The organism is Enterobacter cloacae subsp. cloacae ATCC 13047, assembly GCF_000025565.1.
GTDB classification, from domain to species: domain Bacteria; phylum Pseudomonadota; class Gammaproteobacteria; order Enterobacterales; family Enterobacteriaceae; genus Enterobacter; species Enterobacter cloacae.
In genome coordinates this window covers 1,632,236-1,655,820 of record NC_014121.1, presented here as the reverse complement: position 1 = coordinate 1,655,820, position 23,585 = coordinate 1,632,236, and the positions used below count along the sequence as shown (strand labels likewise).

The window sequence follows — 23,585 nt, the reverse complement described above, 5'->3', positions numbered from 1 at the left end:
ACTAAATAGTGGCATGCTATCGGCACTATCGCCTGTCAGATTTTGCTGAAGTAGTCAAAAAAAGGTGCTCAACGTGCGGTTCGCACAAATGGCAATAATTCGTCCATTTTCTTTTCGACGGCTAAAGAGCCCGCTGCGATGGCGGCCTCAGCCCGATGGAAATCAAGGGTAGAGATTTGTGGACAATAGGGTTGAATCAGAATATCCGGTGGGTCGCCCGCCATACGGTTACGTTTGAGGCGGTTTTCCAGCACCTGGATTGAGGTGGTCATAATCTCCATTGCCGTGGGCGCAGCGACCGAGCGGCGCGCGGCTATCCGGCCAATTCGCCCGCGTAAGCGCTCATGCCAGGCCAGTTTTTCCGCCTCGGCATCTTCGCTTTGCAAATTGACCGGCATGAGGTCTTGCTGCATCAGGTGAGCGTCGTGTTGTAAATCGACCGCGATCACGATGTCAGCCCCCATTGCGCGCGTCAAAGAGATTGGCACGGGGTTAACGACTCCGCCATCAACAAGCCAATAACCATTATGCGGGACAGGAGCCATAAGGCCCGGCATACTGCAGGAGGCGCGAACGGCAAGGTGGATATCCCCTTCGGTCAGCCACAGCTCACGTCCCGTACTGAGATTCGTCGCCACGGCACCAAATGGCAACTGACAATCGCTGAAGTCCTGAAGAGGCATAATCTGACGGAACTGGTTAAAGACGCGTTCACCGCGAAGCAAACCGCCGCGCTGCCACGAAAGGTCCATCAGGCGCAGCACGTCCCAGTAACTGAAGGATCGCACCCACGCTTCAAGTTCGGGCAATTTGCCGCACGCATAGGCGGAACCTACCAGCGATCCAATCGAACATCCTGCAACAATATCGACATCGACGCCCATCTGGTTTAAGGCATTTATCACGCCGATGTGTGACCATCCGCGGGCTGCACCTGAGCCCAGCGCCAGTCCAATTTTAACCTTTCTCATTAGCCCTGTTTTACTTCCCCTGGATTCCCGACATAGCGTCAACGCAACAGCTCAGTTAACATGGTGCTACCCGAAGCGTTTTACGCCCTTAATTTTTTGTTCCAGGAAGAGAATCGTGTCTCAACTCTGCCCCTGTGGTAGCGCTCTGGAGTATAGCCTATGTTGCCAGCGATATCTTTCTGGCGATCAGGTTGCACCAGACCCATCACACCTTATGCGTTCACGGTATACCGCTTTTGTGATCAAGGACGCAGACTACCTGATTAAAACCTGGCACCCCTCATGCCAGGCCGCCAGTTTCAAACAGGAGATCGAAGCCGGGTTCGCCAATACCCAGTGGCTCGGTCTTACCGTTTATGAATCCGCACCCGGTAGTCACGAAAATGAAGGTTACGTCAGCTTTGTTGCCCGGTTTACTGAACACAATAAACCGGGTGCCATTATCGAGCGTTCCCGGTTCTTAAAGGAAAGCGGGCAATGGTATTATATTGACGGAACGCGCCCGCAGTTTGGTCGTAACGATCCCTGCCCTTGTGGTTCTGGTAAAAAATTTAAAAAGTGTTGCGGGCAGTAACGCCCGACAACCGAGACTTCGCAAATACTCAAACAGGATTTCCCGGCGATGCAATCACTACAACGTAAAGTTCTGCGCACCATCTGTCCCGATCAAAAAGGGCTGATCGCACGAATTACCAACATCTGTTACAAACATGAATTGAATATCGTGCAGAACAACGAATTCGTTGACCACCGTACCGGTCGTTTCTTCATGCGTACCGAACTGGAAGGTATTTTCAACGACACCACTCTGCTTGCCGATCTGGATAGCGCGCTGCCGGAAGGTTCCGTACGCGAGCTGACGCCAGCAGGCCGTCGTCGCATCGTGATTCTGGTGACCAAAGAAGCCCACTGTCTGGGCGATTTGCTGATGAAAGCAAACTACGGCGGTCTGGATGTCGAAATCGCCGCCGTTATCGGTAACCACGAGACGCTGCGTACGCTGGTTGAACGTTTTGATATTCCGTTCGAGCTGGTGAGCCATGAAGGCCATACGCGTGAAGAGCACGACAATCTGATGGCTGAGGCTATTGAAGCGCACAACCCGGACTACGTTGTCCTGGCGAAATACATGCGCGTGTTGACGCCCTCCTTCGTGGCGCGTTTCCCGAACAAAATTATCAACATTCACCACTCCTTCCTGCCCGCCTTTATTGGCGCACGCCCCTACCACCAGGCCTATGAACGCGGCGTGAAGATCATCGGCGCAACGGCGCATTACGTGAATGACAATCTGGATGAAGGCCCAATCATCATGCAGGATGTGATTCATGTGGATCACACCTACACGGCGGAAGACATGATGCGTGCCGGGCGCGATGTTGAGAAGAACGTTCTGAGCCGCGCACTCTATCAGGTGCTGGCGCAGCGCGTATTCGTTTACGGTAACAGAACAATCATTCTTTAATCGACAGTGAAATGAATTGGTTAGCTTTACAGCTTTGCGGGTAAAAATCAGGCAACCAGTTTATTTTTCTTGTGGTAACGCTTTACAGGGGCGTGTCATTTGATATGATGCGCCCCGCTTCCAGCAGGAAGCAGGCCAGTACAAGCATTACCCCGTGGTGGGGTTCCCGAGCGGCCAAAGGGAGCAGACTGTAAATCTGCCGTCATCGACTTCGAAGGTTCGAATCCTTCCCCCACCACCATTACTTCCATGTCGCATCAAACCCACACTTCGCTAAGTGTTCTATATTCATCGCATGCGGGAAGGATGAGAAGCTTCGACTAAGGTTCGATTCGAGCGTAGCGAGAAAGCGTTGCCGCAGGCAACGACCCGAAGGGCGAGGCGCAACGCGCCGAGTAATCCTTCCCCCACCACCATCAATTCAAAATCATAACAAAACCAAACCGAGCACACTTTCGTAGGCCGGGTAAGGCGTAGCCGCCACCCGGCGACAGACGGCTACATCGGCGGCAAGCGTCGCTTCACCGGTGAGCTCTTCACAATCGACGTATTACACTGGGCATGCTCCGCCAGCCCGTCCAGCAACACATCCAGTTGTTCAATCGACCGCACCACCAGCCGGATGACAAAACAGTCTTCACCGGTCACTTTGTCACTTTCAATGCACTCCGGCATCGCCTGGATGTATTTATCCACTTTATGTAACAGTCCAGGCAACGGGCGAACCCGCACCAGCGCCTGCAGCGTATAACCTAACGCCGCCAGATTGACCCGCGCACCGTAACCCTGAATCACTCCACGCTCTTCCAGCCTTTTCAGGCGTTCTGCCGTGCTGGGCGAGGTCAGACCGATACGGCCGCTGAGCACCTTCAGCGACATACGCGCATCCTCGACCAGATAAGCCAAAATTTGCCGATCGATATCATCGAGAAGGTATTCCATCGTTTTCACCTAATTTTAAAAAGCCATTCGCGTATTTAACCTTATCTGAACCCTGTAAAACCCGACAGCAATTTTCGACAATAGCGTCATCAACCAGGAGGTGAATGATGCGTGACTTACATAAAGGCGTCTGGCAAATGAGCCTGGCGATGTTAATTTCCGGCTCGATTGGCGCGTTTGTTTTACTCTCCGGACTGCCAGTGTCAGAAGTGGTTTTCTGGCGCTGTCTGATCGGCGCAATCGCACTGTTCATTTTCATTCGGATGAGCCAAAAACCCTTTAGTCCCCTCACCCGCACCTCTCTGCTGCTGGCTATTCTCGGCGGGGTAGCATTAGTGGTGAACTGGCTGCTGCTGTTCGCTGCCTATGAACGTATTTCGATTGGCCTTTCCACTGTGGTTTATAACACTCAGCCCTTTATGCTGGTGATGATGGGTATGTTATTAGGCGAACGCGTCAGTCTGGTCAAATGGGGCTGGCTGTTTCTTGCCTTCGGCGGGGTGATAATTTTGCTCTCAGGTGAACTGTCCGGTTCCCATGGCTCAGCCTGGCTCGCGGGGATCGGTCTGGCACTGGGTGCGGCGTTCTTCTATGCGTTGACGGCGATTATTGCCCGCAAACTGAAATCCATCGCGCCACAGCATATAGCGTTTATTCAGGTGCTGACAGGCGTGGTAATGCTACTGCCGTTTGCCCGTATGCCCGCCTTGTCCGCTGATTTTCCGTGGCCAATTTTACTGACGCTGGGCATTGTCCATACCGGTATCATGTATCAGCTGCTGTATAGCGCCATCCAAAAACTTCCGACGCCCATTACCGGTTCACTGTCCTTTATCTATCCGGTAGTAGCCATCGTTGTCGATAATGTGGTCTTCGGGCATTCGCTGGATATTACCCAACTGGCGGGCGGCGCGCTGATCCTGTTTGCTGCGGCAGGCAATAATCTGGGCTGGGGCGAAAAAAAACCCCGCGAATGCGGGGTTAGTATCAAAACGACAAATTAGCGACGGGCACGCACAATCTGGTATTTGCGCGTCAGGTACTCCACCGGCGCGCTCCAGATGTGCACCAGACGAGAGAACGGGAACAGCACAAACAGGGTCATACCCAACACCAGGTGAAGGCGGAAGATAAACGCCACCCCATCCAGATGTTCAGATGCGCCTCCGTGGAAGGTCACTACGGACTGCGCCCATCCCACCAGCTTCATCATCTCGCTGCCGTCCATATGCTGCGCCGAGAATGGAATGGTCAGCAGACCCAGTGCGCACTGAACCATCAGCAGAGAGAGGATCAGGATATCCGCCGTGGTAGTGGTAGCCCGCACACGCGGACTGAACAGACGGCGTTTCAGCAGCAGCAGACCACCCACCAGGGTCATCACGCCGCAAGCGCCACCAGCGATCATCGCCATCTTCTGCTTCACTTCGATGGGCAGCCACGCTTCATACATCCAGTGTGGCGTCAGCATTCCCAGGAAGTGGCCGGCAAAAATTCCCAGAATACCGATGTGGAACAGGTTAGACGCAACGTGCATCCCTTTACGATCCAGCATCTGGCTGGAGGCAGCACGCCAGGTGTACTGACCATAGTCATAACGCAGCCAGCTTCCCACCAGGAACACGGTGCCCGCGATATACGGGTAAATGTCAAAGAAGAACATATTCAGGAAGTGCATTAGTGCCGTCCTCCGTTAGAGATATTCAAATATTGCGGGGCAACCGCGCCGGCAAAACGACGCTGGTGAGCCGAAATTTCAGATTCGCCGCAGCTCTGGTCAGCAAAGAATTTCACCTGCTCTTCTTCCCAGACTGCATCCAGCGCCTGTGGCGTGTCGTCGCGGGCTTCGTCCGCAATTTTCTCCGCCACTTTTTCACTGTCGACCGAGGCATTCGCCAGCTTCACCAGCACCCCAAACAGCACCGCATAGCGGCTCTCGCGCTGCTGAAGACGGGCGCTGAGCAACGCCAGAATCGGCGCGATGTCCTGCAGACCACCCAGCGCTTCTTCTTTTGGCAACTGCGCCAGATACTCCAGGTACAGCGGCAGATGATCCGGCAGCTCGCGGCTGTCGAGCTGCAGGCCGTGCTGCTCGTACTGGGCCATCAGGTCCACCATCGCCTGCCCCCGATCGCGGGATTCACCGTGAACGTGTTCAAACAGCAGCAGCGAGGTTGCGCGACCGCGATCAAACAGCTGGCTGTAATCCGCCTGCGCATCGAGAAGATCGCGCGCTAACAGGTCGCGGAGGAAAACGCCCAGTGTCTGGGCATCTTCTTTATCCAGGTTTTCAGAGGACGCGAGCGCATCAAAGAGTTCCTGCTGATGCTGCGCCAGCGCGGCATCCGGGTACTCCAGCAGACGCGAAACAATCACGAGTTCAATCATGGGTGCGGCTCCGTTTTGCTGGTCACATCCATGGCGTCGATGCGGCGGCTGTTGAACAGGTTGAATTTGCTGTCTGACCCGTGGCAACCGTCGCCAAAGCTAAAGCCACAACCGTTTTTCTCCGGGAAGGCTTCGCGGGCCAGTTCACGGTGGCTGCTTGGTACCACGAAACGATCTTCATAGTTGGCAATGGCCAGGTAGCGGTACATCTCCTGGGCCTGCGCTTCGGTCAGGCCGACCTCTTCCAGCGCACGGGTGTCGGTCACGCCGTCCACGGTTTCCGCACGTTTGAAGTGGCGCATCGCCAGCATACGTTTCAGCGCCAGCAGTACCGGCTGGGTATCGCCTGCGGTCAGCAGGTTTGCCAGGTACTGAACCGGGATACGCAGGCTCTCCACGTCCGGCAGAATGCCGTTGCTGCCCAGCTCGCCTGCATCCGCGGCTGACTGAATCGGCGACAGAGGCGGTACGTACCAGACCATCGGCAGCGTGCGGTATTCCGGGTGCAGCGGCAGGGCCAGCTTCCAGTCCATCGCCATTTTGTATACCGGAGACTGCTGCGCCGCGTCGATTACGCTCTGCGGAATGCCGTCTTTCAGCGCCTGCTCAATCACTTTCGGATCGTTCGGGTCAAGGAACACGTCCAGCTGACGCTGGTACAGATCTTTCTCGTTCTCGGTGCTCGCGGCATTTTCAATCGCGTCCGCGTCATACAGCAGCACGCCGAGGTAACGAATACGGCCTACGCAGCTCTCGGAGCAGACGGTCGGCATACCGGCTTCGATACGTGGGTAGCAGAAGATGCACTTCTCAGACTTACCGCTCTTCCAGTTGAAGTAGATTTTTTTGTACGGGCAGCCGGTGATGCACATACGCCAGCCGCGGCACTTGTCCTGGTCGATCAGCACGATGCCGTCTTCTTCACGCTTGTAGATGGCGCCGCTCGGGCAGGTCGCCACGCACGCCGGGTTGAGGCAGTGCTCACACAGACGCGGCAGGTACATCATGAAGGTGTTTTCAAACTGGCCGTACATCGCCTTCTGCATGTTCTCGAAGTTCTGGTCTTTGGCGCGTTTTTCGAACTCGCCGCCCAGAATCTCTTCCCAGTTTGGACCGCTGGTAATTTTGTCCATGCGCTGACCGGTGATCAGCGAGCGAGGACGGGCGATCGGCTGGTGCTTACTTTCCGGCGCGTTATGCAGGTTCTGGTAGTCGTAGTCAAACGGCTCGTAATAATCTTCGATACCCGGCAGATGCGGGTTGGCGAAGATTTTACCCAGCAGCATCGCACGGTTACCCATGCGCGGCTGCAGCTTACCGTTGATTTTACGGATCCAGCCGCCCTTCCACTTCTCCTGGTTTTCCCAGTCGGTCGGGAAGCCGGTGCCCGGCTTGCTTTCCACGTTGTTGAACCAGGCGTATTCCATCCCTTCACGGCTGGTCCAGACGTTCTTACAGGTGACTGAGCAGGTATGACAGCCGATGCATTTATCCAGATTCAGCACCATGCCGACTTGTGAACGAATTTTCATTTTACGCTCTCCTGTACCTGGTCATTACCTTCGCCATCTAACCAGTTAATATTTTTCATCTTACGTACCACCACGAACTCATCGCGGTTAGAACCTACCGTACCGTAGTAGTTAAAGCCGTAGGCCAGCTGTGCATAGCCACCGATCATGTGGGTCGGCTTCGGCGTAATACGGGTCACGGAGTTGTGAATACCGCCGCGCTGCTCGGTGATCTCTGAACCCGGCAGGTTCACGATACGTTCCTGCGCGTGGTACATCATGGTCATCCCGGCCGGTACGCGCTGGCTCACCACCGCACGCGCCGTCAGGGCGCCGTTGCTGTTGAACACTTCGATCCAGTCGTTATCTTCAATACCCAGATCTTTGGCGTCCGCTTCACTCATCCACACAATCGGACCACCGCGGGACAAGGTCAGCATCAGCAGGTTGTCGCTATAAGTAGAGTGGATCCCCCACTTCTGGTGCGGCGTCAGGAAGTTCAGCGCCTTCTCCGGGTTGCCGTTCGATTTCGCGCCCATCACCGCTTTCACGGAGCGGGTGTCGATTGGCGGACGGTAAACCAGCAGGCTTTCACCGAAGTCACGCATCCACTGGTGATCCTGATACAGCGACTGACGACCGGACAGAGTACGCCATGGGATCAGCTCGTGAACGTTGGTATACCCGGCGTTGTAAGAGACATGTTCATCTTCCAGGCCAGACCAGGTCGGGCTGGAGATAATTTTGCGCGGCTGCGCCTGAATATCGCGGAAGCGGATTTTTTCGTCTTCTTTGTTGAGCGCCAGATGCGTATGGTCGCGGCCGGTGAATTCACTCAGCGCTTTCCAGGCCTTCACGGCAACCTGGCCGTTGGTTTCCGGTGCCAGGGTCAGGATCATTTCTGCCGCATCAATCGCCGTATTCAGCATCGGCTGGCCTTTGGCCGGGCCGTCCGCTTTGGTGTAATTGAGCTTGCGCAGCAGATCCATTTCGCTCTGGGTGTTCCAAGCAATCCCTTTCCCGCCGTTACCGATTTTCTCCATCAGCGGGCCGATAGAGGTAAAGCGCTCGTAGGTCGCCGGGTAGTCACGTTCCACCGGAATAATGTGCGGTGCCGTTACGCCCGGGATCAGGTCACATTCACCTTTTTTCCAGTCCTTCACGTCCAGCGGCTGCGCCAGTTCAGCAGCTGAGTCGTGCTGGATAGGCAGCGTCACCACGTCGGTCTCTTTGCCCAGGTGCCCTACGCAGACTTCAGAGAATTTCTTCGCGATGTCTTTGTAGATATCCCAGTCGCTTTTTGATTCCCACGCCGGGTCAACGGCCGCAGACAGCGGATGAATAAACGGATGCATATCCGAGGTATTCATGTCGTCTTTTTCGTACCAGGTAGCGGTAGGCAGCACGATATCGGAGTACAGGCAGGTGCTGGAGAGACGGAAGTCGAGAGTCACCACCAGATCCAGCTTGCCGTCGAGACCGTTGTCTTTCCACTCCACTTCTTCCGGCTTCACGCCGCCCTGCTTGCCGAGATCTTTACCCTGGATACCGTTTTCGGTACCGAGCAGGTATTTCAGCATGTACTCGTGGCCTTTACCGGACGAGCCCAGCAGGTTGGAACGCCAGATGAACAGGTTACGCGGATGGTTTTTACCGTTTTCCGGCTGCTCGGCCGCAAAACGGATTGAACCGTCTTTCAGAGACTTAACGGTGTAATCCACTGGCGACATCCCTGCCTGCTTCGCCTCTTCTGCAATGCGCAGCGGGTTAGTGCCCAGCTGAGGCGCGGACGGCAACCAGCCCATGCGTTCAGCGCGGACGTTAAAGTCGATCAGATGACCGCTGTAGCGGGATTTATCTGCCATTGGCGACAGCAGCTCCTGCGCGGTAACCGTCTCATAGCGCCACTGGCTGGAGTGGTTATAGAAGTAGGAAGTGCTGTTCATATGACGCGCCGGACGCTGCCAGTCAAGGGCAAACGCCAGCGGCTGCCAGCCGGTCTGCGGACGCAGTTTTTCCTGGCCCACGTAGTGCGCCCAGCCGCCACCGCTCTGACCGACACAGCCGCAGAAGATCAGCATGTTGATCAGGCCACGGTAGTTCATATCGAGGTGATACCAGTGGTTCAGACCGGCACCGACGATAATCATTGAACGACCGTGGGTTTTGTCAGCGTTTTCTGCGAATTCACGGGCGATACGAGTGATCTGCGCACGCGGTACGCCGGTGATCTGCTCCGCCCAGGCTGGGGTGTACGCCTTCACATCGTCATAGCTGGTCGCGCAGTTTTCATCGTTCAGACCGCGCTCCAGACCGTAGTTGGCCAGCGTCAGGTCATACACGGTGGTCACCAGGGCGCTAGAGCCGTCGGCCAGCTGCAGGCGTTTCACCGGCAGTTTGTGCATCAGCACGTTCTGTAGCTCAACCTTGTTGAAGTGCTCAGAACCTTCGCCGCCAAAGTACGGGAAGCCCACTTCTGCGATCTCATCCTGGCTGCCCAGCATGCTCAGGCGCAGCTCGGTCTCTTCGCCGGTTGTACCGTTACGTTGTTCAAGGTTCCATTTGCCCTTCTCACCCCAGCGGAAGCCGATTGAACCGTTTGGCACCACCAGCTCACCGTTGCTGTTATACGCGACGGTTTTCCACTCAGGGTTGTTTTCCTGGCCCAGCGCGTCCACCAGATCCGCCGCACGCAGCGTACGACCTGCTGCGTAGTAGCCGTCACGCTCTTCCAGCATCACCAGCATTGGCATGTCGGTATAACGACGCACGTAATCGGTGAAGTACTGGCTTGGTTTATCGAGGTGGAATTCACGCAGCATGACATGGCCCATCGCCAGCGCCATCGCGGAGTCAGTACCCTGTTTAGGCGCCAGCCACAGGTCACACAGCTTGGCAATTTCGGCGTAGTCCGGGGTCACCGCAACGGTTTTGGTGCCTTTGTAACGCACTTCAGTAAAGAAGTGGGCATCCGGGGTACGGGTCTGCGGTACGTTTGAGCCCCAGGCGATAATGTAGCTGGAGTTATACCAGTCGGCGGACTCCGGCACATCGGTCTGTTCACCCCAGGTCTGTGGAGACGCTGGTGGCAGGTCGCAGTACCAGTCGTAGAAGCTCAGACAGGTTCCCCCAATCAGGGAAAGATAGCGCGCGCCAGAAGCGTAAGAGACCATCGACATCGCCGGGATCGGCGAGAAGCCTGCCACGCGGTCAGGACCGTAAGTTTTGACGGTATAGACGTTAGAGGCGGCAATCAGCTCATTCACCTCTTTCCAGGAGGAGCGAACAAAACCACCGCGGCCACGCGCCTGCTTGAAGCTTTTCGCTTTGTCGGCGTCTTCGATAATGGATGCCCACGCCTCTACCGGATCGCTGTGCTGCACCTTCGCTTCACGCCACATTTTCATCAGGCGCTTGCGCATCAGAGGATATTTAAGACGGTTCGCACTGTAGAGATACCAGGAGTAGCTGGCGCCACGCGGGCAGCCACGTGGTTCATGGTTCGGCATATCCGGGCGGGTGCGCGGATAGTCGGTCTGCTGCATTTCCCAGGTCACCAGACCGTTTTTAACGAAAATCTTCCAGCTACACGAGCCAGTGCAGTTTACACCGTGGGTTGAACGGACGACTTTGTCATGCTGCCAGCGCTGGCGGTAACCGTCTTCCCAGTCCCGGTTGGTATCCAGAACCTGGCCGTGCCCATCGGCAAAAGTTTCACCCTTCTGTTTGAAGTAGCGAAACCGGTCCAAAAATTTGCTCATCGGGTATCTCCTGTGTGGAGCCTGTGGCTCTCTAAATCGACATTGCTGATTTGCAGCGAAGGTAACGTCCTGTAAGAGAGGGAGAATTGATAACGATCAAGACGGAGGGGGACTATGAAGTAAGGTGTTATAGCGAATACCACCAAAGCGGTAGAATTTTTATTTTTATATCATGATGATTTTTAAAGGTATTTTTTATTTATCGTACAATAAGCCCGCCTGTTTTTAACATCTCGGGTATTAAGGGGTAGGCTCGGCTGAAAAGCGATGGCGATCACAGAGTTACCTGCGGGCAGGACGTTAGAAAAACCAGGAGTATGTTGTAACTACTGAGAAAACAAAAAAACGCGACCCGAAGGTCGCGTAAACGGATAATCAAACTTACTTATTTTTCTTGGAATTACGGCCATATACCAGCCACGTGATGGCGACACAGGCGATATAGAAAACGAGGAATACTTTCATTGCTCCTGCCGGAGAGCCGGTCAGGTCCAGCGAGATCCCGAACGCTTTTGGAATAAAGAAGCCACCGATAGCGCCAATCGCGGAGATAAAGCCCAGCGCTGCCGCCGTATCCGTTGCCGCTTCGCGCATGGCCTGCTCTTCGCTACCGCCCTGCGCTTTCACGCGGTCCATGGTCAGCTTACGGAAGATGACGGAGATCATCTGGAAGGTAGAAGCACTTCCCAGCCCGGCCGTCAGGAACAGCACCATAAACACGCCGAAGAAGGCGATGAAGTTACCGCCCTGTCCGTCGGCTGGCAGGGTCAGGAACAGCAGCGCACAGAAGACCGCCATCACAACGAAGTTAATCAGCGTCACGCGGGTCCCGCCCAGACGGTCAGAGACCATGCCGCCCAGCGAACGCGCCAGCGCGCCAATAAACGGTCCGAAGAAGGCGAACTGCAGAATTTGCACCTCCGGGAACTGGGTTTTCGACAGCATGGCAAAGCCCGCAGAGAAACCAATGAACGAGCCGAAGGTCGCCAGATAGAGCAGCGCCATCACCCACAGGTGGCCGCGCTTCAGCACCGGCAACTGCTCGCTCAGGGATGCCTTCGATGCAGACAGGTCATTCATAAAGAACCAGGCCGCAAGGGTAAAGACCACCAGGAACGGTACCCAAATCCAGGCCGCGTTTTGCAGATACAGGGAAGAGCCATCTGCCTGCGTCACCCCACCGCCGCCAAACGCCGCGAAGATAGAGACGGAGATCGCCAGCGGTGCAATCAGCTGCATTACGCTGACGCCCATGTTACCCAGGCCGCCGTTAATCCCCAGCGCACCACCCTGCTTCGCTTTCGGGAAGAAGAAGCTGATGTTTGCCATGCTGGACGCGAAGTTTGCGCCCGCAAAACCGCAGAGCAGAGAGATGATCACGAACACGCTAAATGGCGTGGAGGTGTCCTGCACCGCAAAACCGAGCCACACGCAAGGCACGATCATGATACCGGTACTGAACGCCGTCCAGCGACGGCCGCCAAAAACCGGCACCATGAACGCGTAAGGCACGCGCAGCAAGGCTCCCGACAGCGACGGCAGCGCGGTCAGCATAAACAGCTGATCGGTGGTAAAGGTAAATCCGACCTTAGGCAGATTCACCGCTACCGCGCTGAACAACATCCATACGCAAAACGCTAACAATAAACATGGAACGGAAATCCACAGATTTCGGCTTGCGACACGGTGGCCGCGCTGCTGCCAGAACGCCGGATCTTCCGGACGCCAGTCAGTTATAACGGCACCATTTTCCCTTTCGGGAGCGGATGTGTGACTCATAGACACCTCTGATTCTCGAATGATGCTGCAAACATTAGGGTTTTAGGGCGGCGGTAAGTTGATATAAATCAAAGGAAAAGTGGGAGGATTTGCGGCGAAAAAAAAGCCATCATCCTTAGTGAGTAGAGTAAAACGGTAAAAAAGACGTGGTTTTTCACAGGACTGACGTCTCGCTGTCCATTCCTCCCCCTGAGCCTTACCCCATTGGCAATTTAGAGGTAATCCTTTATTGGTATGGGTATACTCCAGGGTATGCACCAGAATAACGCCATTCCTGCAAGCAGGCCACGTCAGGAGCCCGGCAACTCTATGTTAAAAAGATGTTTATCTCCGCTAACACTCGTCAATCAGGTCGCCCTGATCGTTTTGCTGTCTACCGCCATCGGCGTGACCGGCATGGCGATTTCCGGCTGGCTGGTACAGGGTGTACAGGGTAATGCCCATGCCATCAACGAGGCAGGCTCACTACGCATGCAGAGTTATCGTCTACTGGCATCGGTGCCGTTAACCCAGGACGATCAGAAGCTGCTGGACGATATGGAACATACCGCTTTCAGCACCGAACTGGAAAGTGCCGCGATTCGTGCCGGTCAGGAATCCCAGCTTAAAGCCCTTCAGGGCTACTGGCACACTCAGCTGGAGCCGGGGTTAAAGCAGGCGAAAAATCCTGATACCGTTGCTCATGATGTCGCCGGGTTCGTTTCCCGCATTGATACCCTGGTCTCCTCTTTCGATCAAACCACCGAATTACGCATCGACCGGGTGGTGATGATCCACCGGGCGATGGCGCTGTTTATGGGGCTGCTGCTGATTTTCACCATTGTCTGGCTGCGCGCCCGGCTGCTGAATCCCTGGAAGCAACTGCTGGCGATGGCCCGCGCGGTGACCGCCCGGGATTTTACCCAGCGCACCCACATCAGCGGACGTAACGAAATGGCGATGCTGGGCCAGGCGCTCAACACCATGTCAGATGAACTCGCCGAGAGTTACGCGGTGCTGGAAAAACGCGTACAGGAGAAAACCGCGGGGCTGGAGCAGAAAAACGAGATCCTCTCGTTCCTGTGGCAGGCTAATCGCCGCCTGCATATGCAGGTGCCGCTGTGCGAACGTCTCTCACCGGTCCTGAATGGCCTGCAGAATCTGACCCTGCTGCACGATCTGGAGCTTCGGGTGTACGACATGGAAGATGAAGAAAATCACCAGGAGTTTACCTGTCAGTCAGACATGACCTGCGATGACAAAGGCTGCCATCTGTGCCCACGCGGCTTACCGCCGTTGACCACCAGCGGCACGACGCTAAAATGGCGGCTGACAGACAGCCACACCCAGTACGGTATTCTGCTGGCGACCCTGCCCGCCGGGCGTCATCTGAGCCACGACCAGCAGCAACTGGTGGATACGCTGGTTGAACAGCTGACGGCCACGCTGGCCCTAGACCGCCATCAGGAGAAGCAGCAGCAGCTGATCGTGATGGAAGAGCGCGCCACCATCGCCCGCGAACTCCACGACTCTATTGCCCAGTCGCTCTCCTGTATGAAAATGCAGGTCAGCTGTCTGCAAATGCAGGCCGCAGAAATGCCGGAAAGCAACAAAGCGCTGCTGAGCCAGATCCGCAACGAGCTGAACACCTCCTGGGTACAGCTTCGCGAACTGCTGACCACCTTCCGCCTGCAGCTCACCGAGCCCGGCCTGCGCCCGGCGCTGGAAGCAAGCTGCCAGGAATTTAGCGCCCGACTGGGGTTCCCGGTGAAGCTCGATTACCAGTTACCGCCTCGTTTTGTGCCTTCGCATCAGGCCATTCATTTACTGCAGATCGCCCGCGAAGCGCTGAGCAACGTGCTAAAACACGCTGACGCGACGGCGGTCACCGTTACCGTTAGCCAGCACGATAATCAGGTGAAGCTCACGGTTCATGACAACGGCCGCGGCGTGCCGGAAAATGCCGAACGGACAAACCATTACGGTTTAATTATCATGCGAGACCGCGCCCAAAGCCTGCGCGGTGATTGCCAGGTTCGTCGGCGAGAAACAGGTGGCACAGAAGTGGTTGTCACCTTTATCCCCGAAAAACCCCTCACAACTATCCAGGGAGAAACCCATGACTAATCAGGAACCGGCATCCATCCTGTTGATTGACGACCATCCGATGCTGCGTACTGGCGTAAAACAGCTGGTCAGCATGGCACCTGATATCACCGTCGTTGGCGAAGCCAGCAACGGTGAACAAGGTATTGAACTTGCCGAATCGCTTGATCCTGATTTGATCCTGCTCGATCTCAACATGCCAGGCATGAACGGTCTGGAGACGCTCGATAAGCTGCGTGAAAAATCGCTGTCGGGACGCGTGGTGGTCTTCAGCGTCTCAAACCATGAAGAAGATGTCGTCACGGCGTTAAAACGCGGTGCAGACGGCTACCTGCTAAAAGACATGGAGCCGGAAGATCTGCTCAAGGCCCTGCAACAGGCTGCCGCAGGCGAAATGGTACTGAGCGAGGCGTTAACCCCGGTGCTGGCCGCCAGCCTGCGGGCAAACCGCGCCACCTCCGACCGCGACGTCAGCCAGTTAACCCCGCGCGAGCGCGATATTCTGAAGCTGATTGCCCAGGGTCTGCCGAACAAAATGATCGCCCGTCGTCTGGATATCACCGAAAGCACGGTCAAGGTGCATGTGAAACATATGCTGAAGAAGATGAAGTTAAAATCCCGCGTTGAAGCCGCCGTGTGGGTGCATCAGGAACGCATTTTCTGAGGATTACTCATCCGGGAGTAACTTCCAGCGCGGGTCGTCGTCAGGTAACGCGACAAGCGGCTGAACCACGGTAAGCGTGATCTCATTGGATGAGACGCGCTGTCCTTTTTCATCTTCAACCACCGCCGACAGGTGCCAGCGGTTCTTCGCCCCGTCACTGTCATCCCAGGCAGGCATAATCACACTCCAGCCATCGCTGCTGTGCGTGTTGGCCGGTGCGGTCAGGCTCAGTGCCTGGGTATCGCCCTGCCAGTGGATCTGCCGAATACCATGAGTGCTGCGTACCTGAAGCTTGAGCATCACGGTCTCGCCCCCTTTCAGATCCCACGGCGGGGTCGCCAGCCAGACGGAGAGCGTTTTGCGCTGGCGGAACTCCATTACCGGCAGGTTATCCCGCTCCGGTGAATCATAGCGACTGCCGCGCAGGGAGCGCGTGGCGGCAACTTCGCTGGCGGAAAGCTGCTTGGAAAGAGGCACGCCGAAGCGGTAGTTGAGCTTAAGCCCGAGGTTGTTCTGACTCGCACCGCTCTCGCCCTGCTTATGCGCCGCCGTCAGGGTGACCAGCGGAACAGGCGTATAGTTAAGCCCCAGGTTGACCGCCACCGGGTTGTGATAGCCGGTTCCACTGTTGAACAGGTCAACGTTGTCACCAAAGTACTGCTCAAAGCTGACGCTGGTGTTGAAATGATGAAACCACGGCAGCCAGGCTTTAGCGGTCACGTCATAGCCACGCGCCATGCGCTGCTCCTGCACGTCCGAACTCTCGCGCCAGCTGGCCAGCGGTTGATAGTAATTGGCAGACAGACGCAGATTCTCGCCCCACGCCTCCGCACCCAGCCCGGCACGCTGCAGGTTTTCATCAAGCAGGTTATCGTAAAAGGTGTTGTAGCCGAGCAGCCATTTTCCGGCAACCCAGCGCTGACCGATGCCGGCATTGCTCACCAGGCCGTCACTCTGCTGCGTCAGCCCCAGCTGGCTCCAGCTCAGGTAACGGTTGTTATCATTCCAGGGGATGAACCAGCTCCCGCTGCTGCCGTTAAAGTTCCCCTCGTCATCCACCAGTAAATTGACGCTGGCGTTGCCCCAGGGCGAGAGCCAGGACTCAATCTGCTGATTCACCTCGCCGCTCACCGCGTCACGCACCTTACCAAACGCGAACTGACGCGCCTGCTCGCCGGTGGTGAGGCCGTTATCGGTCATACTGGCTTCGCCAAAGGCTTTTGCCATTTCGGCCAGGTGCTTTTCCCCCTCGTCTGTTGGCGTCGCCATGCCGAGATCGGGCAAACTGTCCCCGTTGTTATCAAAGGGGTTTTCTGCCTGATGCATAAAGGAATTCGGGGCACCGTGAACGGCACCCGCCGTAAGAAGTGGGAGTAATAACAGAAAGCGAATGCGGGACGATACAGCCATCAACGTCGTAAATAAGAACCTGTGTTTATGAGGCAACGCTTTTAATGTTAACGCGATAAGCTGTGAAATGCAGTCTTAGCGCAAATTTCAGGAATATCCTGAACATTATTGTCGCTTTACCCGACACTCTTAGACCATTATCCAAACAGCCCTTTCAGCTCCGGCACGCAGGAGCCGCAATTCGTCCCACACCGTAGCTTAGCCCCCAGCGCTGCAACGGAATCGCACCCGCCGACAATCGCCTCCCGTATCGCATTTTCCCCGACGCAGTAACAGCTGCAGATAATGCGTCCCGGATCGACACTCTCCCCCGCGCCCGCGCCGTTCAGGAGCGTATGCCGCTCCGCAAGCGTCTCTGGAGCCCGACGGAAAGCCTCTTCAATAGTCGCATGCGCCAGCGCTGGCAACGTAGTCCCTTCCCAGAATCCGAGCATCAGCTCGCCGTTATGCCATGCCAGTACGCTGCTGCGCGCATCCGTCCGGGCAAGTTGCAGCTGCCAGCCCTGCTGTTCAGCATACTCTTTCACCCACGGCATCAACGGTTCGTCAGCCGCCACCGTCAGGCGTGAGGCTTTGCGCCACCAGTGTACCGAAGGCGGCAGTTCCGGCAGCACACGGGCATACAGCTCTCCCTGCCATTCAGGCTGCCATGGCATGATCCTGACGGCGGTCTGTTTACTCTCCGGCTGACCGGACTGCGGATCGCAGCGCCCTGCCACCAGCGTATTAACCTTTCCCTGACGGGCAAACTGCGCATTCCAGTGCATGGGGGCGAATACTTCACCCTCCCTTTGCCCATCGTTGATACGTACTTTTGCCACCATCACTCCACGCGGAGAGCTGATCCGCGCCAGTTGCCCTTCGCAAAGGGCGAAACGCGCGGCATCTGCGGCGCAGATCTCAACGCAGGGCTCAGAGATATGCTGCATCAGCCCCGGAACATATCCCGTACGGGACATGGTATGCCATTGATCGCGGATGCGTCCGGTATTCAGCAGCAACGGATATAACGCATCTGGCACCGCGCCGTGCAGACGCGGGTCAACGGGCACCATATTCCGGTGGGGAAAATCGCCCGCCGCCCACTGATAAGGCTCAAGCTGATCCCAGGCCTCACGGGTAAGCCCCGCCAGCGCATGCAGATTAAACGCCCGTGCCCCGTCATTCTCAAATGCCGACAGTGCCGCATGTTCACAAAAAATTTCCTGCGGATGTTCCCAGGCAAAGGCCTCACCATAGCCCAGCTGTTTCGCCACCTGGGCAACTATCCACCAGTCCGGTTTTGCCTGACCCGGGGCAGCCAGAAAGGCGCGCTGGCGTGAGATCCGCCGTTCGGAGTTGGTGACCGTGCCATTTTTCTCTCCCCAGCCCAGCGCCGGGAAACGAATGTGGGCGTAGCGGCTGGTGTCGGTCTCCTGCATCACCTCAGAAACAATGACCAGCGGACAGTTCGCCAGCGCCTGGCATACCGCGTGACTATCCGGCAGCGAGACAGCCGGATTGGTGCCCATGATCCATACCGCCTTCACATCACCGCGGGCAATGGCGTTAAACAGATCAACGGCCATCAGGCCCGGCGTTTGCGCCAGCCGTTCGGTTCCCCAGAAACGTGCCACCCGCGAGAGATCGTCCGGCTCGAAGTTCATGTGCGCCGCCAGCTGATTCGCGAGGCCACCCACTTCCCTTCCTCCCATCGCGTTTGGCTGGCCGGTCAGCGAAAACGGCCCGCAGCCCTGACGGGCAAATTTCCCGCTCGCAAGATGGACGTTAATGATGGCGTTGCACTTGTCGCTGCCGCTGGAAGACTGGTTGATCCCCATGGTGTAGAGCGTAATGGCACGCGGCGCTGTGAGGAACCAGTCGTAAAACGTGGCAATCTCCTGTGCATCAAGACCACAAAACCCGGCCACGCGGGCAATCGGCCAGTCGTCGGTACCCTGGATCAGGTTGAGCAAACCGACAAACAGCCCGGCGTCACTGCCGGGCGCGAGCGCCAGATGCAGGTCGGCGATATCACAGGTGGCGGTTTTACGCGGATCGATCACCACCACTTTCATTTGCGGATTGTTTTGCCGCGCCTGAACCAGCCGCTGATAAAGCACCGGATGCGTCCATGCCGCGTTTGAACCCACCAGCACCACCAGATCGCTGTTCTCCACGTCCTCATAGCTGCACGGCACCACATCTTCGCCAAATGCGCGCTTATAGCCTGCTACCGCCGACGACATGCAGAGCCGCGAGTTGGTATCGATGTTCGCCGCGCCGATAAACCCTTTCATCAGCTTATTGGCAGCGTAGTAATCCTCGGTGAGTAGCTGGCCGGAGGCGTAAAACGCCACCGCCTGCGGCCCCCAGGTGTCGATAATCGCCCGCAGCCGCTCGCCGGCCGCGCTTAACGCCTGCGGCCAGTCCACCTCCAGCCCGTCCACCACCGGGTGCAACAGCCGCCCCTGCAGGCCCGTGGTTTCACCTAACGCCGCGCCTTTGACGCACAGCCGTCCAAAACTGGCGGGATGGCGTTCATCGCCGCGCACCGTGACCTTGTCGCCCTCAACCCGGGCCACCACGCCGCAACCGACGCCGCAGTACGGGCACGTTGTTCGGGTTCCATTCATGATGCCTCCGCACGGACCAGCAACGCGTCGTTCCCCACCCACACCTTGCCGTTTTCGATTTTCACCGGCCAGGCGCGCACCGCAGGCTCACCGTTATCCACCTGGCAGCCGTCGCGCAGGCGAATACGCTGTTTATAGAGCGGCGAGATGACCACCGGCTCACCCGCCGCATCGCCAAGAATACCGCGTGACAGCACGTTCGCACCGCTTCCTGGCTCCTGATCGTCAAGGGCATAGACCGATTTGCCAAAACGGAACAGCGCGATCGGCTTACGCCCCAGCCGGGCGCCGATCCCCGCCTGCTCCGGGATCTCATCCAGACCGCAAATTTCCTGCCAGCGTTTACTCTCTTCCGCCGCCGGACCGTTCACCGCCGTGCGGAACAGCGCCAGACGGTTCGGATCGTTAAGCGTGGTCTGCCATTCACACTGATACGTTTCCACCACACGGACCATCTCCTGCTCCAGCTCGTGCGCAATACCGAGGCTATCGTCGAGGATCACCTCCCGCAGATAGTCGAGACCGCCTTCAAGGTTGTCCATCCAGGTGCTGGTCCGCTGCAGGCGATCCGCCGTGCGAATGTAGAACATCAGAAAACGGTCGACGGTACGGATCAGCGTCTCTTCATCCAGATCGCTGGCGAAGAGATCCGCGTGTCGCGGCTTCATGCCGCCGTTGCCGCACAGATAGAGATTCCAGCCCTTGTCCGTGGCGATCACGCCGACATCTTTGCTTTGCGCCTCGGCACACTCGCGGGTACAGCCGGACACCGCCATTTTGATTTTGTGCGGCGCGCGCAGCCCCTTGTAACGGTGCTCCAGTTTGACCGCAAGGCCGGTGGAGTCCTGCACGCCATAGCGGCACCAGGTTGACCCGACGCAGGATTTCACGGTACGCAGGGATTTACCGTACGCATGCCCGGTTTCAAATCCGGCCTCCACCAGCGCCTGCCAGATCTCCGGCAGCTGCTCCAGCGTGGCACCAAACAGGTCAATACGCTGGCCGCCGGTGATCTTGCTGTACAGCCCGTAGCGCTTTGCGATCTGCCCGATAGCAATCAGCCCGTCGGCCGTTACTTCCCCGGCGGGCATGCGCGGCACGATGGAGTACGTTCCGTCCTTCTGAATATTGGCAAAGTAGCGGTCGTTGGTGTCCTGCAACGGCAGATGCGCCGGTTTCAGCAGGTATTCGTTCCAGCAGGAGGCCAGCACTGACCCCACCAGCGGTTTACAGATCTCACAGCCGTGCCCTTGGCCGTAGCGGCTAATCAGCTGGTCGAAGGTACGAATATGGTTGACGCGCACCAGGTGGTATATCTCCTGACGCGAGTACGGGAAGTGCTCACAGATATCTTTTTTCACCTCCACGCCCTGCTCAGCCAGCTGGAACTCCATCACCTGTTTCACCAGCGCGCTGCACCCACCGCAGCCGGTCGCCGCTTTGGTGCACTGCTTGATGGCGCCGATGTCCGTCGCACCGGCGCTTACTGCCTGGCAGATATCGCCTTTGCTGACGTTATGACAGGAGCAGATCTGCGCGCTTTCCGGCAGTGCCGCCACCCCCAGCGCTTTTGGCGCGCTACCGGAGAAGGCTGGCAAGATGAGCGTTTCAGGCTCTTTTGGCAGGCTGATTCCGTTAAGCATCATCTGCACCAGCGTGGCGTATTCGCTGGCATCCCCCACCAGCACGCCGCCGAGCAGGGTTTTGTTGTCATGGCTGACGACAATTTTTTTATAGATTTGCTGCGGGCCGTGGGTCCATTGGTAGCTCAATGCCCCCGGCGTACGGCCATGGGCATCCCCAAACGAGGCCACGTCCACGCCCAGCAGCTTAAGTTTGGTGCTCATATCCGCGCCGGTGAAGGATTTTTCCTCACCCGCCAGCGTGGCCGCCGCCACGCGTGCCATCTGGTAACCCGGCGCCACCAGACCGAAGATTTTACCTTCCCACAGCGCACATTCCCCGATGGCGAAGATGTCCTTATCTGAGGTCTGGCAGGCGGTATCAATGCAGATCCCGCCACGCTCGCCGATCGCCAGGCCGCTGCTGCGCGCCAGCGCATCCTGCGGGCGGATCCCGGCAGAGAAGACCACCATATCGGTGTCCAGCTGTTCACCGTCGGCAAAACGCAGGACCAGCCCGTCGTCGGTGGCCGCAATTTCAGTGGTGGCTTTGCTGGTGTGAACCCCGACGCCGAGCGCTTCAATTTTTTTACGCAGCATCGCCGCGCCGTCGTTGTCGAGCTGTACCGCCATCAGGTTGGGGGCGAATTCCACCACATGGGTTTCTAGCCCCAGCTGTTTGAGGGCGTTGCCCGCTTCCAGCCCGAGCAGGCCACCGCCAATGACCACGCCGCGTCGGGATCCCTTCGCATGCGCGGCAATGTTATCGAGATCGTCCAGCGTACGATAGACAAAGCAGCCCGGCAGCGTGTTGCCCGGCACCGGCGGCACAAACGGATATGAGCCGGTCGCCAGCACCAGTTTGTCCCAGTGGGTTTCGTGACCGCTGGCGGTACGCACAACGTGCGCGTCGCGATCGATGGCGACAATTTGCTGCGACAAACGCAACTCTATGCCGTGTCTGGCAAAGAAGTCGCCCTCCACCAGCGAGAGGGACTCCGCGCTGCGGCCGCCAAAATACTCTGAGAGATGGACGCGGTCGTAAGCGGCATAACGCTCTTCGCCAAAGACGACAATCTGGTATTGCTGATGCAGATTGCGGTTTACGCAGTCTTCAAGAAAATGGTGGCCGACCATACCGTGCCCAACCACCACCAGAGTAGGTTTTGTCATAGCGTTCTGTCCTGCAACCTGCGGTTGCGTCGTAGTGAATCGATCGAACAGCCAGTCCACGTGTGCGGGCGCAGCCGTTGCCAGTAAATCGGTAAATGTTGCCGCGTTGCGGCAATCTCCCATCAGCAGTACGCCAGCCAGCGCACCGCGATGAATCAGTAAGCGACGGTAGTGACGGGTCAGCGGATCCCACGCGTCCCAGACCGTATCCTCCGGTTGCGCCGTTACGCGCCCGGCGCTGAAGAGCTCCACACCGGTGACCTTCAGGCGCATCCCGCTGTCGGTATGGGCAAAAGGCACTGGGGCGTCCCCTGCCAGCCGGGCGGCGAGAATGTCCGCCTGTGCCAGGCAGGGGGCAACCAGGCCAAACGTCTGACCGTCGATTTCGCAGCACTCCCCAATGGCGCTAATAGCCGGGACGGAGGTCTGCATCTGCTGGTCGACCACAATGCCACGGGCGCAGTGAATACCGCTGGCGCTTGCCAGGGCGATGTTGGGCAGTACGCCGGTAGCCAGCACCACGCGCGCGGCGCTAACCTGGCGTCCGTTGTGTAGCGTCACTGAATCCGGCGCGATTGCCGCGATCCCGGACGACAGCTCGCAGCGCACGCCGCGCTCCGCCAGCGCAGCCTCCAGCAGCAGCCCCGCCTGCCGATCCAACTGTTGTTCCATCAACCACGGTCCGCGATGCACCAGCGTGACGTTGTCACAAGTTTGTGCCAGCGCCGCTGCCGTCTCAACGCCCAGCACGCCACCGCCCAACACCACCGCTGGCCCCGGGATCTGCGCAATGGCTCGCGTATCCTCAAGGCGACGGAAGGTAAAGACGTGTGGCGCATCGCCCCCGGGGATCGGCGGCACGAACGGTATCGACCCGGTGGCGAAGACCAGTTCATCCCACCCCAGCGTGGTCTGCGCGGTACGGATTTCCCGTTTCGCCACGTCCACGGCGAGCACCTTTTGCCCCCTGAGCACCGTGACGCCGCGCTCGCGGTACCAGTCATCGTCCTGCAGGCGGATCTGTTCCGGACGTTTTTCCCCACCCAGCACCGGCGAAAGCTGGATGCGGTTGTACGCATGCTCAGGCTCCTCACCCAACACGGTGATCGCGAAGCGGCCAGGCGCACGCCCGGTCAGCGAGGCAATCAGCCGTGTTGCTGCCATTCCATTGCCGATAATGACCAGTCGCATCGTGGTGC

15 protein-coding genes, 1 tRNA gene and 1 other RNA gene are annotated in these 23,585 nt (G+C 57.5%); 7 read left to right on the top strand and 10 right to left on the bottom strand.

Going from position 1 to position 23,585, the window contains the following annotated elements:
- Positions 1-68 precede the first annotated feature (68 nt).
- Complete coding sequence (gene rssA, locus ECL_RS08005) at positions 69-971, bottom strand: patatin-like phospholipase RssA (RefSeq protein ID WP_013096264.1); 903 nt, start codon at positions 969-971, stop codon at positions 69-71.
- Between the two features lie 115 nt (positions 972-1,086).
- On the opposite strand from rssA, the gene ECL_RS08000 reads away from it, so the two are divergent.
- The 4 genes from ECL_RS08000 to ECL_RS07985 all read left to right on the top strand — a co-directional run bounded on the left by ECL_RS08000 (position 1,087) and on the right by ECL_RS07985 (position 2,852).
- Positions 1,087-1,545 carry a YchJ family protein gene (locus tag ECL_RS08000; protein WP_029883447.1) on the top strand — a complete coding sequence of 153 codons (459 nt, stop codon included), beginning with the start codon at positions 1,087-1,089 and terminating at the stop codon, positions 1,543-1,545.
- Between the two features lie 48 nt (positions 1,546-1,593).
- Positions 1,594-2,436, top strand: coding sequence for a formyltetrahydrofolate deformylase (purU, locus tag ECL_RS07995; protein WP_013096262.1), 843 nt, complete (start codon positions 1,594-1,596; stop codon positions 2,434-2,436).
- Positions 2,437-2,592: 156 nt separating this feature from the next.
- Positions 2,593-2,677, top strand: a tRNA-Tyr gene (locus tag ECL_RS07990).
- 44 nt (positions 2,678-2,721) lie between these two features.
- Positions 2,722-2,852, top strand: a non-coding RNA gene (locus tag ECL_RS07985) — RtT sRNA.
- 82 nt (positions 2,853-2,934) lie between these two features.
- On the opposite strand, the gene ECL_RS07980 is transcribed toward ECL_RS07985, so the two are convergent.
- Positions 2,935-3,378 (bottom strand): Lrp/AsnC family transcriptional regulator, encoded by a 444-nt coding sequence (locus tag ECL_RS07980; protein WP_044158283.1) that lies wholly within the window; start codon positions 3,376-3,378, stop codon positions 2,935-2,937.
- A gap of 107 nt (positions 3,379-3,485) precedes the next feature.
- Between ECL_RS07980 and ECL_RS07975 the strand changes: the two genes are divergently transcribed.
- Entirely contained in the window at positions 3,486-4,382 is an 897-nt protein-coding gene (locus ECL_RS07975; RefSeq protein WP_044158285.1) for a DMT family transporter, read from the top strand.
- Here ECL_RS07975 and narI read toward each other — a convergent pair.
- The 5 genes from narI to ECL_RS07950 all read right to left on the bottom strand — a co-directional run bounded on the left by narI (position 4,379) and on the right by ECL_RS07950 (position 12,817).
- A complete protein-coding gene (gene narI, locus ECL_RS07970; RefSeq protein ID WP_013096259.1) occupies positions 4,379-5,056 on the bottom strand; it encodes a respiratory nitrate reductase subunit gamma in 678 nt (225 codons plus the stop codon). The two genes, ECL_RS07975 and narI, sit on opposite strands and share 4 nt — an antisense overlap.
- Positions 5,056-5,766 carry a nitrate reductase molybdenum cofactor assembly chaperone gene (gene narJ / locus ECL_RS07965; RefSeq protein ID WP_013096258.1) on the bottom strand — a complete coding sequence of 237 codons (711 nt, stop codon included), beginning with the start codon at positions 5,764-5,766 and terminating at the stop codon, positions 5,056-5,058. The genes narI and narJ overlap by 1 nt, the downstream gene beginning before the upstream one ends.
- Positions 5,763-7,298 carry a nitrate reductase subunit beta gene (narH, locus tag ECL_RS07960; protein WP_013096257.1) on the bottom strand — a complete coding sequence of 512 codons (1,536 nt, stop codon included), beginning with the start codon at positions 7,296-7,298 and terminating at the stop codon, positions 5,763-5,765. Before narH ends, narJ begins: the two co-directional genes overlap by 4 nt.
- Positions 7,295-11,038 (bottom strand): nitrate reductase subunit alpha, encoded by a 3,744-nt coding sequence (locus tag ECL_RS07955; protein WP_013096256.1) that lies wholly within the window; start codon positions 11,036-11,038, stop codon positions 7,295-7,297. Before ECL_RS07955 ends, narH begins: the two co-directional genes overlap by 4 nt.
- Positions 11,039-11,419: 381 nt before the next feature.
- A complete protein-coding gene (locus tag ECL_RS07950) occupies positions 11,420-12,817 on the bottom strand; it encodes a NarK family nitrate/nitrite MFS transporter (protein ID WP_013096255.1) in 1,398 nt (465 codons plus the stop codon).
- Between the two features lie 309 nt (positions 12,818-13,126).
- Between ECL_RS07950 and narX the strand changes: the two genes are divergently transcribed.
- The gene (gene narX, locus ECL_RS07945) at positions 13,127-14,923 is read left to right on the top strand and encodes a nitrate/nitrite two-component system sensor histidine kinase NarX (protein ID WP_013096254.1); all 1,797 of its coding nucleotides are present in this window, start codon (positions 13,127-13,129) and stop codon (positions 14,921-14,923) included.
- Positions 14,916-15,566 (top strand): two-component system response regulator NarL, encoded by a 651-nt coding sequence (gene narL / locus ECL_RS07940; RefSeq protein WP_003856701.1) that lies wholly within the window; start codon positions 14,916-14,918, stop codon positions 15,564-15,566. The genes narX and narL overlap by 8 nt, the downstream gene beginning before the upstream one ends.
- 3 nt (positions 15,567-15,569) lie before the next feature.
- Here the strand turns inward: narL and ECL_RS07935 are convergent, their stop codons facing one another.
- From ECL_RS07935 to nirB, 3 genes are all read right to left on the bottom strand, one after another.
- A complete protein-coding gene (locus ECL_RS07935) occupies positions 15,570-16,976 on the bottom strand; it encodes a YchO/YchP family invasin (RefSeq protein WP_044158289.1) in 1,407 nt (468 codons plus the stop codon).
- A 137-nt stretch (positions 16,977-17,113) separates the two neighbouring features.
- The gene (locus ECL_RS07930) at positions 17,114-19,591 is read right to left on the bottom strand and encodes a nitrate reductase (RefSeq protein WP_013096252.1); all 2,478 of its coding nucleotides are present in this window, start codon (positions 19,589-19,591) and stop codon (positions 17,114-17,116) included.
- Positions 19,588-23,577 (bottom strand): nitrite reductase large subunit NirB, encoded by a 3,990-nt coding sequence (nirB, locus tag ECL_RS07925; RefSeq protein WP_013096251.1) that lies wholly within the window; start codon positions 23,575-23,577, stop codon positions 19,588-19,590. Before nirB ends, ECL_RS07930 begins: the two co-directional genes overlap by 4 nt.
- Positions 23,578-23,585: the final 8 nt, after the last annotated feature.